This window comes from Delftia sp. Lp-1 (assembly GCF_020523835.1).
In the GTDB taxonomy this organism is placed as follows: domain Bacteria; phylum Pseudomonadota; class Gammaproteobacteria; order Burkholderiales; family Burkholderiaceae_C; genus Comamonas; species Comamonas acidovorans.
Genome location: NZ_JAJALJ010000003.1, coordinates 829,652 through 845,041 on the forward strand (window position 1 = coordinate 829,652; position 15,390 = coordinate 845,041).

Genomic DNA, 15,390 nt, shown 5'->3' on the forward strand with positions numbered 1-15,390 from the left:
GCTTTGAGAGGAGACTTCATGTACACGCGCAATCCCGCATCCCCGGCACGCCCCACGCGGCGCAGCGTTCTGGCCCTGGCCGCAGCCCCGCTGCTGGCCGGCATGGCCGGCGGCGCCCTGGCCGAGACCGGCTGGCCCAGCAAGATGCTGCGGCTGGTCGTGCCCTTCCCGGTGGGCGGCCCCACCGACACGGCATCGCGCATCGTGGGCCAGAAGCTGGGCGAGCGTCTCAAGCAGACCGTGGTGGTGGAAAACCGCCCTGGCGCCTCCGGCTCCATCGCGGCCGTGCAGGTCGCCAAGAGCCCGGCCGACGGCTACACGCTGATGATGCTGGCCACGCCCACGCTGCTGGCGCCGCACCTGTACAAGAAGGCCGGCTACGACACCGTCAAGGACTTCACGCCCGTGGCCACGGTCTATGACCTGCCCATCGTCATCGTGGTCAACCCCACGCTGCTGCCCGACGTCACCGACCTCAAGAGCCTGATCGCCCACGCCAAGGCGCAGAAGGTCGCGCTCAACTACACCAGCTCGGGCGCAGGCAGCTTCGGCCACCTGAGCATGGAGCTGCTCAAGCAGATGGCCGGCTTCGACATGCAGCACGTGCCCTACAAGGGCGGCGTGCCCGCCATCACCGACACCATCGGCGGCCAAGTACCCATCATGTATGCCGACCTCGTGGCCGCGCTGCCCCACATCCAGGCCGGCAAGCTGCGCGCCATCGCCGTGGGCTCGCCCCAGCGCGTGGCCATGCTGCCCGACACCAAGACCATTGCCGAGCAGGGCATCAAGGGCTACGACGCTGTCTCCTGGGGCGGCCTGCTGGCGCCCAAGGGCACGCCCAAGGCCGTGGTCGACCGCATCGCCAGCGAAGTGCAGCAGATCCTGGCCGACAAGGACATCCAGGAAAAGCTGCTCAACGCAGGCGCCATCGCCGCCTACCAGAACCCCGCCCAGCTGGGCCAGCGCATCCAGCAGGACTACACGCGCTGGGGCCAGCTGATCCGCGACAAGGGCATTGCAGTGGAGTGACATCGACATGAAGACACGCATCACCGAACTCTTTGGCATCGAGCACCCCATCATCCAGGGCGGCATGCACCATGTGGGCCTGGCCGAGCTGGCCGCCGCCGTCTCCAACGCGGGCGGCCTGGGGCTGATCACGGGCCTGACCCAGCGCACGCCCGAGCTGCTGGCGCGCGAGATCGCGCGCTGCCGCGAGATGACGGACAAGCCCTTCGGCGTCAACCTGACCTTCCTGCCCTCGGTCAACCCGCCCGACTACCCGGGCTACGTCAAGGCCATCATCGAAGGCGGCGTCAAGGTCGTGGAGACGGCGGGCAACAACCCGCAGAAATGGCTGCCCGCGCTCAAGGAAGCCGGCATCAAGGTCATCCACAAGTGCACCTCGGTGCGCCATGCGCTCAAGGCCGAGGCCATCGGCTGCGACGCCATCAGCGTGGACGGCTTCGAATGCGGCGGCCATCCGGGCGAGGACGACATCCCCAATTTCATCCTGCTGCCGCGCGCGGCCGAAGAACTGAAGATTCCCTTCGTCGCCTCGGGCGGCATGGCCGACGGCCGCTCGCTGGTGGCTGCGCTGGCGCTGGGCGCCGAGGGCATCAACATGGGCACGCGCTTCATCGCCACGCAGGAAGCGCCCGTGCACGACAACGTCAAGCAGGCCATCGTCGCGGCCAGCGAGCTGGATACGCGTCTGGTCATGCGCCCGCTGCGCAACACCGAGCGCGTGCTGACCAACCCGGCCACCGAGCGCCTGCTGCAAAAGGAGCGCGAGCTGGGCGCGGCCATCACCTTTGCCGACATCGCGCCCGAGGTGGCCGGCGTCTATCCGCGCATCATGCATGACGGCGACATGGACGCAGGCGTCTGGTCCTGCGGCATGGTGGCCGGCCTGATCAACGACGTGCCCACGGTCCAGCAGCTGATCTCCGGCATCATGGACCAGGCCCATGCACTGATCAACGAGCGGTTGGCCGGCCTGGCCCGCTGACCGCCCATCTTCACAGGGCTTACGCAAACAGGATGCGACAACGTGCTGCGCCCCATGGCAAGCCGCTTGCCTTGTTCCTTCTTGCGTAAGTCGTACTTCAAAAACCAGGAAAGAGCTTTCTCATGAAAATCCTTGTACCCGTCAAACGTGTCGTGGACTACAACGTGAAGGTCCGCGTGAAGTCGGACGGCACGGGCGTGGACATCGCCAACGTCAAGATGAGCATGAACCCCTTTGACGAAATCGCCGTCGAAGAAGCCGTTCGCCTCAAGGAAAAGGGCGTGGCCACCGAAGTCATCGCCGTCTCCTGCGGCGTGGCCCAGTGCCAGGAAACCCTGCGCACGGCCATGGCCATCGGTGCCGACCGCGGCATCCTGGTGGAGACCACCGAGGAGCTGCAGCCCCTGGCCGTCGCCAAGCTGCTCAAGGCCCTGGTGGACAAGGAACAACCCGGCCTGATCATCCTGGGCAAGCAGGCCATCGACGACGACGCCAACCAGACCGGCCAGATGCTGGCGGCCCTGGCCGACCTGCCGCAAGCCACCTTCGCCTCCAAGGTCGAAGTCGCTGGCGACAAAGTGAACGTGACCCGCGAAGTGGACGGCGGCCTGGAAACCCTGGCCCTGAGCCTGCCCGCCGTCATCACCACCGACCTGCGCCTGAACGAGCCGCGCTACGTCACGCTGCCCAACATCATGAAGGCCAAGAAAAAGCAGCTGGACACCGTCAAGCCTGAAGAGCTGGGCGTGGATGTGGCCCCGCGCCTGAAGACGCTCAAGGTGGCCGAGCCCGCCAAGCGTGGCGCTGGCGTGAAGGTGCCCGATGTGGCGACCCTGGTCAGCAAGCTCAAGAACGAAGCCAAAGTGATCTAAGGAAGACAGCGACATGACATCCCTCGTTATTGCAGAACACGACAACGCTTCCATCAAGAGCGCCACGCTCAACACCGTCACTGCGGCCCTGGCCTGCGGCGGCGACGTGCATGTGCTGGTGGCGGGCGAGAATGCCGGCGCCGCCGCGCAGGCCGCTGCCCAGATCGCTGGCGTGTCCAAGGTCATCCACGCCGACGGCGCCAGCTTGAAGGACGGCCTGGCCGAGAACATTGCAGCGCAAGTGCTGGCAATCGCTTCGAACTACAACCACATCCTGTTCCCCGCCACCGCCAGCGGCAAGAACGCTGCGCCGCGCGTGGCCGCCAAGCTGGACGTGGCCCAGATCAGCGACATCACCAAGGTGGACAGCGCCGACACCTTCGAGCGCCCCATCTACGCCGGCAACGCCATTGCCACGGTGCAAAGCAGCGACAAGATCAAGGTCATCACCGTGCGCGGCACGGGCTTTGACGCAGCGGCCACCACGGGCGGCAGCGCCCAGGTGGAGCAGCTGGCCGCCGCTGGCGACAACGGCAAGAGCAGCTTCGTGGGCCGCGAGGTCACCAAGAACGACCGCCCGGAACTGACGGCTGCCAAGATCATCGTCTCCGGCGGCCGCGCGCTGGGCAGCAGCGAGAAGTTCCAGGAAGTCATCACACCCCTGGCCGACAAGCTGGGTGCCGCCATCGGCGCCAGCCGCGCAGCGGTGGACGCAGGCTATGCGCCCAATGACCTGCAGGTTGGCCAGACCGGCAAGATCGTCGCGCCCCAGCTGTACATTGCGGCCGGTATTTCCGGCGCCATCCAGCACTTGGCCGGCATGAAGGACTCCAAGGTGATCGTGGCGATCAACAAGGACCCCGAGGCACCGATCTTCTCAGTGGCCGACTACGGCCTGGAGGCCGACCTGTTCCAGGCCGTGCCCGAGCTGGTGCAGTCGCTGTAAGAACGCAAGGCACCGCACCGGGAGGCGGTGCCAACGGGCCCGGGTGAAGTATCCGGGCCCTGGCCAGAGCGGCACACAAGGCATGTGCCCCGGCCCCACCTGGTTCAGAGATGCAGGAGACAGATATGCAGATTTCCATTGGCCGCCGCAGCCTTGCGCTTGCGGCTGTTGTCTTTGTGGCCACCACGGGCGCCAGCGCACCGGCATGGGCCCAGGCCAGCGACTTTCCCACGCGCCCGATCACGCTGATCGTGCCCTTCCCCGCAGGCGGCTCCACCGACCGCCACATGCGCACCCTGGCCGACATCGCGGGCAAGCAGCTGGGCCAGACCATCATCGTGGAGAACAAGCCCGGCGCGGGCGGCACGCTGGGCCCGGGCAACATGTCCCGCACGGCCAAGCCCGATGGCTACACCATCACCCAGTTCCCCATGTCCATGCTGCGCATGGCGCACATGCAGAAGACGGCCTGGAACCCGGTCACGGACTTCACCTACATCATCGGCGTCTCGGGCTACACCTTCGGCTTCACGGTGCGCTCGGACTCTCCCTACAAGAGCTTCAATGAATACATTGCCGCCGCGCGCAAGAGCCCCGGCAAGATCGAGTACGGCTCCACCGGCATAGGCTCCTCGCCCCACCTGCTGATGGAGGAGCTGGCCGAGAACGCCAAGGTCACGCTCAACCACGTGCCCTTCAAGGGCAACGCCGACCTGCAGCAGGCCCTGCTGGGCGGGCACGTGGCCGCGCAAAGCGATGCCTCGGGCTGGGACACCTATGTGGATGGCGGCCAGATGCGCCTGCTCATGACCTTCGGCGAAAAGCGCACCCAGCGCTGGCCCGACGTGCCCACGGCCAAGGAGCTGGGCTATGGCGTGGTCTCCACCTCGCCCTACGGACTGGCCGGCCCCAAGGGCATGGACCCGGCCGTGGTGCGCAAGCTGCACGACGCCTTCAAGAAAGCCATGGATGACCCGCGCCACATCGAGGTGCTCAAGCAGCTGAACCAGGACGCCTGGTACCGCTCCGGCGCCGACTATGCGCAGTGGGTGCGCGAGGCCTATGCCAAGGACAAGGTCCTGATCGACCGCCTGGGCCTGGCCGCCAAGTAGGCCTGTCCTCCAATGCGCCCGCAGGGCCAGGAGGCTGGCGGGCGCAGTCCGCTTGAGATTCGTGAATTCGTGAAACGGAGTCCCTCATGACTGTCTCCCTGCCTTCGCCCGATGCGCCCTTCACCACGCTGGCCGAGCTGATCCGCAGCCACGCGCGCCAGCAGCCGGCCCATGCCGCGCTGCGCGACGACCAGCAGACGCTGAGCTACGCGCAGCTTGACGCCCTCATGGACCGCGTGGCCGCCGCGCTGCAGCGCGACGGCGTGCAGCCTGGCCAGGCCATTGCCATCTGCGCGTTGAACTCGGTGCGCTATGCCGCCCTGTTCCTGGGCGCCCTGCGCGCGGGCGTGGTGGTTGCGCCGCTGGCGCCGTCCTCCACGGCCGACAGCCTGGCCTCCATGCTGCGCGATGCCCAGGCGCGCCACCTGTTCCTCGACAAGGCGGCCCGGGACCTGGTGCCTGCCGACGGCGCCCTGCAATGCATCTCGCTGGACGGCGCCGCGCCCGGCCGTGCCTTTGACGACTGGCTGGCGCCCGAAGGCGCGCAGCCCGCGCCCGTGAGCGTGGAGCCGGCCGCGCCGTTCAACATCATCTATTCCTCGGGCACCACGGGCACCCCCAAGGGCATCGTGCAGTCGCACGGCATGCGCTGGGCCCACATCAACCGGGGCAGCGTCTACGGCTACGGCCCCGAGGGCACGACGCTGCTGGCCACGCCGCTGTACTCCAACACCACGCTGGTGGTGTTCTTCCCCACGCTGGGCAGCGGCGGCTGCGTGGTACTGATGCCTAAATTCGACGCGGCCCGCTACCTGCAGCTGGCCCAGCAGCACCGCGTCACCCACACCATGCTGGTGCCCGTGCAGTACCAGCGCATCATGGCGCTGCCGCAGTTCGGCGAGCATGACCTGTCCAGCTTCCGCGCCAAGTTCTGCACCAGCGCGCCGTTCCGGGCCGAGCTCAAGGCCGACGTGGTGGCGCGCTGGCCCGGCAGCCTGACCGAGTTCTACGGCATGACCGAAGGCGGCGGCACCTGCATCCTCGAAGCCCATCTGCACCAGGACAAGCTGCACACCGTGGGCAGGCCCGCCGAGGGCCATGACATCCGCCTCATCGACGAGGACGGCCGCGAGGTCGCCCCGGGCGAGGATGGCGAGGTCGTGGGCCATTCGGCCAGCATGATGACCGGCTATCACGGCCAGCCTGCCAAGACGCGCGAGGCCGAATGGTTCGACCCCACGGGCAAGCGCTTCATCCGCACGGGCGACGTGGGCCGCTTCGATGCCGATGGATTCCTCACCCTGTTCGACCGCCGCAAGGACATGATCATCAGCGGCGGCTTCAACATCTACCCCAGCGACCTGGAAACCCAGCTGCGCGCCCACCCGGCCGTGGACGACGTGGCCGTGGTCGGCGTGCCCTCCGAGCAATGGGGCGAGACGCCCGTGGCCTACGTGGTGTCGCGCGCGGGGCAGCCGGCCCTGCCCGAGGACATCATGGGCTGGTACAACCAGCGGGCCGGCAAGACCCAGCGCCTGGCGGACCTGCGCTTCATTGCCGAGCTGCCGCGCAGCGCCATCGGCAAGGTGCTCAAGCGCGAGCTGCGCGACCAGTACGCGACGGGGCGCTGAACCGGCGGATGCTTTCTCCAAACGATGTCCACCACGATGTCCACCAAGAGGTACACCCCATGAGCAACGACACCACGATGTCCGAGGTCCGCCGCCAGGTGACGGCCGAGGAATGGCAGACCCGCATCGAGCTGGCCGCCGCCTACCGGCTGGTCGCCCACTTCGGCTGGGACGACCTGATCTTCACCCACATCTCGGCGCGCGTGCCGGGCCAGCCCGACCAGTTCCTGATCAACCCCTACGGCATGCTGTTCGACGAGATCACGGCCTCCAGCCTGGTCAAGGTGGACCACGAGGGCCGGCCGCTGATGGAGACCGAGTACGACGTCAACCCGGCCGGCTTCGTCATCCACAGCGCCATCCACGACGGCCGCCCCGAGGTGCAGTGCGTGCTGCACACGCACACGCGCTACGGCGTGGCCGTCTCGGCGCAGAAGGAGGGGCTGCTGCCCATCTCGCAGCAGTCCATCTTCCCGCTGGCACGCCTGGCCTACCACGACTACGAAGGCGTGGCCCTGCGCGACGACGAGAAGCCGCGCCTGGTCGATGACCTGGGCGCCAGCAACTTCCTCATCCTGCGCAACCACGGCCTGCTGACCTGCGGCCGCAACGTGGCCGAGGCCGTGCTGGCCATGTACACGCTGGAGTCGGCCTGCCGCATCCAGATCCTGGCGCAGTCGGGCGGCGGCGAGCTCACGCGCATCCCGCAGGACATCATTGCCGACGCGGTCAACCAGTCGCGCCAGGTCACCAAGGGCAAGGGCGCAGGCCTGGCCTGGCCCGGCCTGCTGCGCCGTCTTGATCGAATCGATCCTTCTTACAAGCAATAGCCCCCCTGAGTCGCTGCGCGCCTTCCCCCGTTGCACGGCGCCTCTCTAATCGCTGCGCGAGGGAGGGGGACGACACCCTCGCGGCGGGGCGGCGCGGCCGGCATAGGCCCTTGCTCGGTGTCCCGCGCTGGGGCTGCTGCTGTTTCGCAGGCAGCGAACAGTGCTCAGATTCATGGAGAAATCAATGGGAATTCTGGTCAATATCCACCCGAGCATGGGCGCACCCATCGTCGATTCGCTGCGCGCGCTGGCGCCCGGCGTGCAGGTCTGGGGCCACCGCGAAGAAGCGCCGGCCGACGCGGTCGAGGCCATGCTCGCCTGGAGCCTCAAGCCGGGCGTGCTGCCGGCCTATCCGGGCCTGAAGCTGCTGTGCGCGCCCAGCGCGGGCGTGGACAAGCTGCTGGCCGTGCCCGACCTGCCGGCCGGCCTGCCCGTGGCGCGCACGGTCGATCCGCAGCAGCATGTGGAGATCGCCCAGTACGTGGTCGGCACCGCGCTGCGCCACACGCGCGAGCTGGACCTGTTCGCGCGCCAGCAGCAGGCCGGCGACTGGCTGCGCCGCCCCGTGCGCGCCAGCGCAGACTGCCGCGTGGGCATCCTGGGCCTGGGCGAGGTCGGCCGCTTCGTGGCCGGCGCCATGCAGGCCATCGGCTACCCCGTCGCAGGCTGGAGCCGCAGCGCCAAGAGCATTGCAGGCCTGGCCACGCACAGCGGTGCCGAAGGTCTGAAGCAACTGCTGTCCACCAGCGATATCCTGGTCTGCGCCTTGCCGCTCACGCCCGAGACGCGCGACCTGCTGGACCGCCGAACCCTGTCCCTGCTGCCGCGTGGCGCCTACTTCATCAACGTGGGGCGCGGCGAGCAGGTGGTGGAAGAAGACCTGCTGGCCCTGCTCGACGAAGACCACCTGGCCGGCGTCGCGCTGGACGTGCTGCGTGACGAGCCGCCCCAGCCCGGCAACAAGGCCTGGGGCCATCCCAAGGCCTTTGTCACGCCGCACATCGCGGCCCAGGCCTCGGCCGACACCGTGGCGCGCCAGTGCCTGGAGAACCTGCGCCGCCTGCGCGCGGGCGAGCCGCTGCTCAACCTTGTGGATGTGGCGCGGGGGTACTGAGCCCTTTTTTCCATCCGACGCTGCGCTGTTGCGTGGCGTTTTTTCATCGCCGGGCCGCCCCAAGATGAAAAGCGGCCCCCTTGGGGGCAGCGGACCTTGCGCAGCAAGGGTAGCGTGGGGGCCATTTTTCAACTTAGAAGAACCCAGAGACATCATGCCTTCGACTTCCCGCCGCGGCTTTTTGCAATCGACCGCTGCCGCCGCTGCAGCAGCCACCACCGTGCTGGCCCCCTCGGCCTGGGCCCAGAGCCCCTGGCCCTCCAAGCCCATCCGCATCATCGTTCCCTACACGGCAGGCGGCTTCACCGACCAGATGGCGCGCCTGCTGCAGGTCGGCCTGCAAAAGGCCCTGGGCCAGCCCGTCATCGTGGAGAACAAGCCCGGCGCCAACAGCATCATCGGCGTCGACCAGATCGCCAAGGCCGCGCCGGACGGGCACACCTTCGGCGTGGTCATCGCGGCCTATGCGGCCAACACCACGCTCTATCCCAAGCTGCCCTACAACCCGAAGAAGGACCTGGTCGGCGTCTCGCTCATGGGCGTCTCGCCCCTGGTCGCGGCCGTGGCCATGAATGCGCCCTTCAAGACCACGCCCGAGCTGATCGCCTATGCCAAGGCCAATCCCGGCAAGGTGGGCTTCGGCTCCTCGGGCAGCGGCTCCAGCGCCCACCTGACCACCGAGCTGATGAAGCTGCTCACCAAGACGGACATGGTCCATGTGCCCTACAAGGGCGCCGCGCCCGCGTTGGCCGACCTCATGGGCGGCCAGATCCCGCTGTTCCTGGACCCGCCGCCCAACCTCATCCAGCCCGCGAAGGCCGGCCGCATCCGCCTCATCGGCGTGGCCAGCGACAAGCGCCTGGCCGCGCTGCCCGACGTGCCCACCTTCGTGGAGCAGGGCTACGACGGCCTGCTGGGCAGCACCTGGGCGGCCATGATCGCGCCGGCCGGCGTGCCGCGCGAGATCGTGCAGCGCATGTCTGCCGAGGTGTCGCGCATCATCCGCAGTGCCGAGGTGTCGCAGCGGCTGGAGCAGGTGATGGGGACGTTTGCGGAGGGGTCCACGCCTGAGGAGTGCGATCGGTTCATTGCTGCCGAGACGGAGAAGTGGGGGAGGGTGATTCGGGAGGCGAAGGTGACGGTGGACTAGGTTTTGCTGGTCCGTTGACCCTTTTGTTCGTCGGTCTGTTTTTCTGTTTTTGCCCCTGCCGGGTGGTTGTTTTTCGAGGCCGGGGTTCGGCCCGGCGGCCGACCCGCTTTCTTGTCGCGCGACAAGAAAGCGGGGCAAAGAAGCGCGCCCCGAACTGCCCACGACCCTTCGCTTCGCTGCGGGCGACCTGCGTTGGGCGGGATACGGGGTGCGCCGTGAAACTCGTTGCGCGCTGCGCGCTTCACTCAAACATCACGGCGAGCTAGACAACGAAGCAAGCCTGTCCTTCGGCAGGCTTGCCACCCCGCATCCCGCCCACCGCAGGCGTGGGCAGAAGGGGGGAGGCTGGGGAACAGCCAACAGCCAACAGCCAACAGCCAACAGCCAACAGCCAACAGCCAACCGCCAACCGCCAACCGCCAACCGCCAACCGCCAACCGCCACGACGCAGGTTGCCCCGCAGCGAAGCGAAGGGGTCGCGGACATCCGGGTCGCCTTTTCTTGGCCTACGTTCTTTTGGCGAAGCAAAAGAAGGTAGGTCGGCCGCCGGGCCGAGACCCGGCCTCGAAAAACAACCCCCCGGCAGGGGCAAAAACAATCAAGCAGCCCCCACCCTCCACCGCCTCCTCGGCGCCCTCAACGCATGCCTTTCCCGATAGGCAGCAGGCGCCATCCCCACATACCGCAAGAACACCCGCCGAAACGCCGAGGCATCCCCATACCCGCAGGCCAGCGCCACGGACGGCACGCTCTCCAGCGTGATCTCCAGCAGCACCCGGGCTCGCGCGCAGCGCAGGCGGTGCAGGTGGTCCAGCGGGCTGTGGCCCAGTTCCTGCTGGAAGTGGCGCAGCAGGGTGCGCGGGCTGGTGGATGCCGCGTCCGCGAGGGCCTGCAGATCATAGGGCTGCTCCACGCGCGCCTCCAGCCAGGCGATGGCATGGGCCAGCACGCTGTTGCGTGTGGCGGGAATGCGGCGGTCCTGCAGGGCGGCCCGGGTGGCGCGTTCACGCTGGGCATCGGGCTGCAGCACGGCGGCCAGCGCTGCGGCCAGGTCGTCGCCGAAGGCATGGCGTGTGAGTGCGACGGCCATGGGTGCCAGGGCCTCGGGGTGGGAGGCGCTGAGCCAGGGCCTGTCGTCCACGAAGGGTTGGCCCTCGGCCAGTTCGATGCCCGGGAAGTCCAGGCCGAAGCCGCCCATGAAATACCAGGGCAGGGCCACACGCCGGCCCTGGCAGCGGCCGCCCGCTGCCGCAAACCAGGCGGCGCTGCCCAGCGTGCAGACGGTGAGGCCCTGGTCGAAGGCCGTGGTGATGCGGCGCACGAGGGCCGGATGCGCGGCGACGATGTCGCGGATGGATGGGATGTCAGGGCAGTGCAGCGCGCTCACGAAGACGGCCTGCGCGGGCCCCTCGGCTGCCGCGCCTTCGGCCGCGTGCGGCATGGCGGGCAGGGGCCGGCCCTGGCCATCGACCCAGCGCCAGCCAAAGCGCGGTGCGCGCCGGCCCAGGCGCAGGCTGGCGACCAGGTTGGCGCTGCGCAGCATCTCCACCAGGTGCGCGGCATGGCCGATGGCGCTGTGCTCCAGGCAGGGCAGCTCGATGATGAAGGTCCGTGGCATGGCGGTTCTGGCTCCTCGAATGGCGATTTTGACGTGCCCGTCATACGTGCTTCACTTTTAGCATGGCTGCTTGTGCCACTTTCCAGGACCACGAAGATGCTCCACACCAGCGCCGAGACAAAGCCTTCCTCCTTCCCGCGCACAGGCCTGCGCTCCATCGCCCTGGCCGGGCTGCTGGCCTGTGGCCTGCCACTGGCGGCCAGCGCCCAGGGGCTCGATGCACAGGGCCTGGCGGCCCTGGATGCCGCCATCCAGCCGCTGGCGCCCAAGATGGTGGATTGGCGCCGCGACATCCACCAGCACCCTGAACTGTCGGGGCAGGAAGAACGCACGGCCAAGCTGGTGGCCGATCACCTGCGCCGCCTGGGCATGGAGGTGCAGACCGGCGTGGGCGGCACGGGCGTGGTGGGCGTGCTGCGCGGCGGCCAGCCGGGCAAGACCGTGGCGCTGCGTGCCGACATGGATGCGCTGCCCGTGGCCGAGAAGACCGGCCTGCCCTTTGCCTCCAAGGCCAAGGCCCAGTACATGGGCAAGGAGGTTTCGGTCATGCATGCCTGCGGGCACGATGCCCACGTGGCCATGCTCATGGGCGCGGCCGAGGCGCTGGCCGGCATGCGCGCGAAGCTGCCCGGCACGGTGAAGTTCATCTTCCAGCCCGCCGAGGAAGGCGCCCCGGTGGAGGCCGATGCCCACGGCCATGTGCCCAGCTTCGGCGCCAAGGCCATGGTGGAGGCCGGTGTGCTCAAGGACGTGCAGGCCATCTACGGCCTGCACATCACGGCCAATCTGCCCTCGGGCATGGTGGGCTATCGCAGCGGGCCGCTGATGGCGGGTTCGGACAGCCTGAGCATCCAGGTCGAGGGCCGGGGCGGCCATGGCTCGTCGCCGTGGAATGCGGTCGATCCCATCGTCGCGGCCAGCCAGGTGGTGCTGGGCCTGCAGACCGTGGTCAGCCGCCAGCTCAACATCAGCCTGGAGCCGGCCGTGCTGACGATCGGCTCCATCCAGGGCGGCACGCGCTACAACATCATCCCGGACAACGTGGAGATGCAGGGCACGCTGCGCACCTTCGACGAGGACATGCGCCAGGAGGCGCACAAGCGCATCACCGCCACGGCCGAGCAGATCGCGGCCTCCAGCGGCGCCAAGGCCAAGGTGCGCTTCGGTCCCGTGGCCTATCCGGTGACCACCAACCCTGCCGCACTGACCGAGGCCTCGCTGCCCGCGCTCAAGCTGGCCATGGGCGGCAAGGCCATGGTGATTCCCAAGGTCAGCGGCTCCGAGGATTTCTCGGAATTCCAGAAGGTGGTGCCGGGCTTCTTCTACTTCCTGGGCGCGCCGCCGGCCGGCCAGGACTTTGCCAAGGCACCGTCCAACCACTCGCCGCTGTTCGACATCGACGAGAAGCAACTGCCCACGGGCGCGCGCTCACTTGCCGCGCTGGCCGTGGACTATCTGCAGCGCAACCCATAGTGATTGGACTCCCCTGAGCGGCGGACGCCGCTTCCCGTTGCACGGCGTCCCCTCTCTCGCCGCGCGGGAGGGGGACGGCACCCTCGCTGCGGGGCGGCGCGGCCGGCGTAGGCCCTTGCTCGGTGCCCCTGGCTTGAGATCGAGTCCGTGCGAACCGCGTCGGCTTTATTTGGCGCTAGCGATTGCCGATGGGCCTTTCCACCACCGGGCGATGGCGAGCCGGAACGGCAGCAGCAGCGCCACGCCCAGCACCAGCTTGACGCCCAGGTCGCCCAGGGCCCAGGTCACCCAGGGCTCGGCGGCGCCTGCGAAGGCGATGCTCCAGAACAGGAAGGTGTCCAGGCAGGCGGCCAGCAGCGTGGCCACCAGGGGGGCACGCCACCAGCGGCCTGCACGCAGGCGGTGGAACACGCCGATGTCCAGCCACTGCGAGGCAATGAAGGCCGCGCCAGAGGCCAGCGCGATGCGCGGCGGCGCCAGCACCAGCGAGGCGGCCACGGCCACGGCAAAGCCCACCCAGGCCACGCGCCGGGCCTGCTGCGGGCCGAAGCTGCGGTTGACCAGCTCGCTCACCAGGAAGGCGAACGGATAGGTGATGGCGCCCCAGGTCAGCCAGTCGTTGATGGCGTACTGCACCAGGATGTTGGACGAAAGCACCACCACGCCCATGGCCGCAATGGCGGCCAGCAGCTGGGTGCGCGAGGGGGCGGCGAAACGGTGCGGGCGCGGTGTCATGCTGCGCCACCGGAGCCGCGTGCGCCCGACGAGGGCAGGGGCAGCCCGAGGATGGCGCAGGCCACGGCCTCGCCCACCTTGACGCCGTCCACGCCGGCCGACAGGATGCCGCCCGCGTAGCTGGCGCCTTCGCCGGCAGGGTACAGGCCGCGCGTGTTCAGGCTGTGGAAGTCCGCGCCGCGCTCGATCTTCACCGGCGAGGAGGTACGCGTTTCCACGCCGGTGAGCACGGCGTCGTGCATGTCGTAGCCGCGGATCTTCTTGCCGAAGGCGGGCAGGGCCTCGCGCATGGCCTCGATGGCGTAGGCCGGCAGCACGTGGTGCAGGTTGGTCAGCGTGATGCCGGGCTGGTAGGAGGGCTCGACCTCGCCCAGCGCGGCCGATTCCTTGCCCGCGATGAAGTCGCCCACCAGCTGGCCCGGCGCGTTGTAGTTGCGTCCGCCCAGCAGGTAGGCCTTGGTCTCCAGCTGGCGCTGCAGCACGATGCCCGACAGCGGGTGCAGCTCGCCGTCCTTGAGGTCTTCCACGCCATGGGTCTTGCCGTCGAAGGCCCAGGCAAAGCTCTTGGCATCGCGCGGATAGTCGGAGGGGTCGATGGCGCAGACCATGCCGGCGTTGGCATTGCGCTCGGCACGCGAGTACTGGCTCATGCCGTTGGTGACCACGCGCTCGGGCTCGCTGGTGGCCGCCACCACGGTGCCGCCCGGGCACATGCAAAAGCTGTAGACCGCCCGCCCGTTGCTGGCGTGGTGCACCAGCTTGTAGTCGGCCGCACCCAGCAGCGGGTGGCCGGCATGCCTGCCCCAGCGCGCCCGGTCGATCAGGCCCTGCGGATGCTCGATGCGAAAGCCCACCGAGAACGGCTTGGCCTCCATGTGCACGCCGCGTTCGTAGAACATGGCGAAGGTGTCGCGCGAGCTGTGGCCCAGTGCCATCACGGCATGGTCGGTCTCCAGCCACTGGCGCTCGCCGCTGTCCTGGTCCAGCACCTCCAGGGCGGTGAGATGGCGGTCCTCGCCCTCGCCCTCGATGCGCATGTCACACACGCGCTGGCCGAAGCGGATCTCGCCGCCCAGGCGGATGATTTCCTCGCGGATGCCCTCGACGACCTTCACCAGCTTGAAGGTGCCGATGTGCGGGTGCGCGGCATAGAGGATCTCGGGCGGTGCGCCGTGGGTGACGAACTCCTGCATCACCTTGCGGCCCAGGTGGCGCGGGTCCTTTATCTGGCTGTAGAGCTTGCCGTCGGAGAAGGTGCCTGCGCCGCCTTCGCCGAACTGCACATTGGACTCGGGCACCAGCTCGCGCTTGCGCCACAGGCCCCAGGTGTCCTGGGTGCGCTCGCGCACCGAGCGGCCGCGCTCGATCACGATGGGCCTGAAGCCCATCTGCGCCAGCACCAGGGCCGCAAAGATGCCGCAGGGCCCGAAGCCCACCACCACGGGCCGGCGCTGCAGGTCGGCAGGCGCCTGGCCCACGGCATGCCAGCGCATGTCTGGCGTGGGGTTCACATGGGCATGGCTGGAGAACTGCTCCAGCAGTGCGGCTTCCTGGCTCTCGTCGGCCAGCGTCAGGTCCACGATGTAGACCGCCAGCAACTCGGACTTGCGCGCATCGAAGCTGCGCTTGTGCACGTGCACGGAGGCAATGGCCTCCTCGGCAATGCCCAGCTGGCGCGCGGCCAGGGCGCGCAGCGGCTCCAGGGGCAGATATTCGGTGTGGCTGTCGGGGTGGTATTGCACCGCCGACAGGGGCAGTTTCAGTTCAGAGACGCGGATCATGGCTTGTACCTATCAAGCAGAGGGCCGGCGATGGTAAGCCAAAGTGGGCGACCGCACAGGCTGCGGGCCGCACAGCCTTGGGGTGTGCTCGGGTTCGGATTTTCCGCCAGATAT

13 protein-coding genes are annotated in these 15,390 nt (G+C 68.4%); 10 read left to right on the forward strand and 3 right to left on the reverse strand.

The window, feature by feature from the left end; translation table 11 throughout:
* Positions 1-18: 18 nt before the first annotated feature.
* From LGR64_RS24775 to LGR64_RS24815, 9 genes are all read left to right on the forward strand, one after another.
* A complete protein-coding gene (locus LGR64_RS24775) occupies positions 19-1,032 on the forward strand; it encodes a Bug family tripartite tricarboxylate transporter substrate binding protein (RefSeq protein WP_230357234.1) in 1,014 nt (337 codons plus the stop codon).
* A gap of 7 nt (positions 1,033-1,039) precedes the next feature.
* On the forward strand, positions 1,040-2,014 hold the full coding sequence (locus tag LGR64_RS24780) for an NAD(P)H-dependent flavin oxidoreductase (protein WP_012203331.1): 975 nt from the start codon (positions 1,040-1,042) through the stop codon (positions 2,012-2,014).
* Between the two features lie 122 nt (positions 2,015-2,136).
* On the forward strand, positions 2,137-2,886 hold the full coding sequence (locus LGR64_RS24785) for an electron transfer flavoprotein subunit beta/FixA family protein (RefSeq protein WP_012203332.1): 750 nt from the start codon (positions 2,137-2,139) through the stop codon (positions 2,884-2,886).
* A 13-nt stretch (positions 2,887-2,899) separates the two neighbouring features.
* Positions 2,900-3,832: an electron transfer flavoprotein subunit alpha/FixB family protein gene (locus LGR64_RS24790; protein WP_230357237.1), complete on the forward strand. Its 933-nt coding sequence runs from the start codon at positions 2,900-2,902 to the stop codon at positions 3,830-3,832.
* Positions 3,833-3,957: 125 nt separating this feature from the next.
* Positions 3,958-4,944, forward strand: a complete 987-nt coding sequence (locus tag LGR64_RS24795; RefSeq protein WP_012203334.1) for a tripartite tricarboxylate transporter substrate binding protein — start codon at positions 3,958-3,960, stop codon at positions 4,942-4,944.
* Between the two features lie 86 nt (positions 4,945-5,030).
* A complete protein-coding gene (locus LGR64_RS24800; protein ID WP_230357238.1) occupies positions 5,031-6,575 on the forward strand; it encodes a class I adenylate-forming enzyme family protein in 1,545 nt (514 codons plus the stop codon).
* A gap of 59 nt (positions 6,576-6,634) precedes the next feature.
* On the forward strand, positions 6,635-7,405 hold the full coding sequence (locus LGR64_RS24805; RefSeq protein ID WP_047326158.1) for a class II aldolase/adducin family protein: 771 nt from the start codon (positions 6,635-6,637) through the stop codon (positions 7,403-7,405).
* Positions 7,406-7,589: 184 nt separating this feature from the next.
* On the forward strand, positions 7,590-8,519 hold the full coding sequence (locus tag LGR64_RS24810) for a 2-hydroxyacid dehydrogenase (RefSeq protein WP_230357240.1): 930 nt from the start codon (positions 7,590-7,592) through the stop codon (positions 8,517-8,519).
* A 154-nt stretch (positions 8,520-8,673) separates the two neighbouring features.
* Positions 8,674-9,669 (forward strand): tripartite tricarboxylate transporter substrate binding protein, encoded by a 996-nt coding sequence (locus LGR64_RS24815; protein ID WP_043823801.1) that lies wholly within the window; start codon positions 8,674-8,676, stop codon positions 9,667-9,669.
* Between the two features lie 598 nt (positions 9,670-10,267).
* Here LGR64_RS24815 and LGR64_RS24820 read toward each other — a convergent pair.
* Positions 10,268-11,287, reverse strand: coding sequence for a GlxA family transcriptional regulator (locus LGR64_RS24820; protein WP_230357242.1), 1,020 nt, complete (start codon positions 11,285-11,287; stop codon positions 10,268-10,270).
* A 96-nt stretch (positions 11,288-11,383) separates the two neighbouring features.
* On the opposite strand from LGR64_RS24820, the gene LGR64_RS24825 reads away from it, so the two are divergent.
* Complete coding sequence (locus LGR64_RS24825; RefSeq protein ID WP_071954393.1) at positions 11,384-12,760, forward strand: amidohydrolase; 1,377 nt, start codon at positions 11,384-11,386, stop codon at positions 12,758-12,760.
* Between the two features lie 165 nt (positions 12,761-12,925).
* Here the strand turns inward: LGR64_RS24825 and LGR64_RS24830 are convergent, their stop codons facing one another.
* Positions 12,926-13,495 (reverse strand): VUT family protein, encoded by a 570-nt coding sequence (locus LGR64_RS24830; RefSeq protein ID WP_034390445.1) that lies wholly within the window; start codon positions 13,493-13,495, stop codon positions 12,926-12,928.
* On the reverse strand, positions 13,492-15,276 hold the full coding sequence (locus LGR64_RS24835) for an NAD(P)/FAD-dependent oxidoreductase (protein ID WP_013804133.1): 1,785 nt from the start codon (positions 15,274-15,276) through the stop codon (positions 13,492-13,494). The genes LGR64_RS24830 and LGR64_RS24835 overlap by 4 nt, the downstream gene beginning before the upstream one ends.
* Positions 15,277-15,390 lie beyond the last annotated feature (114 nt).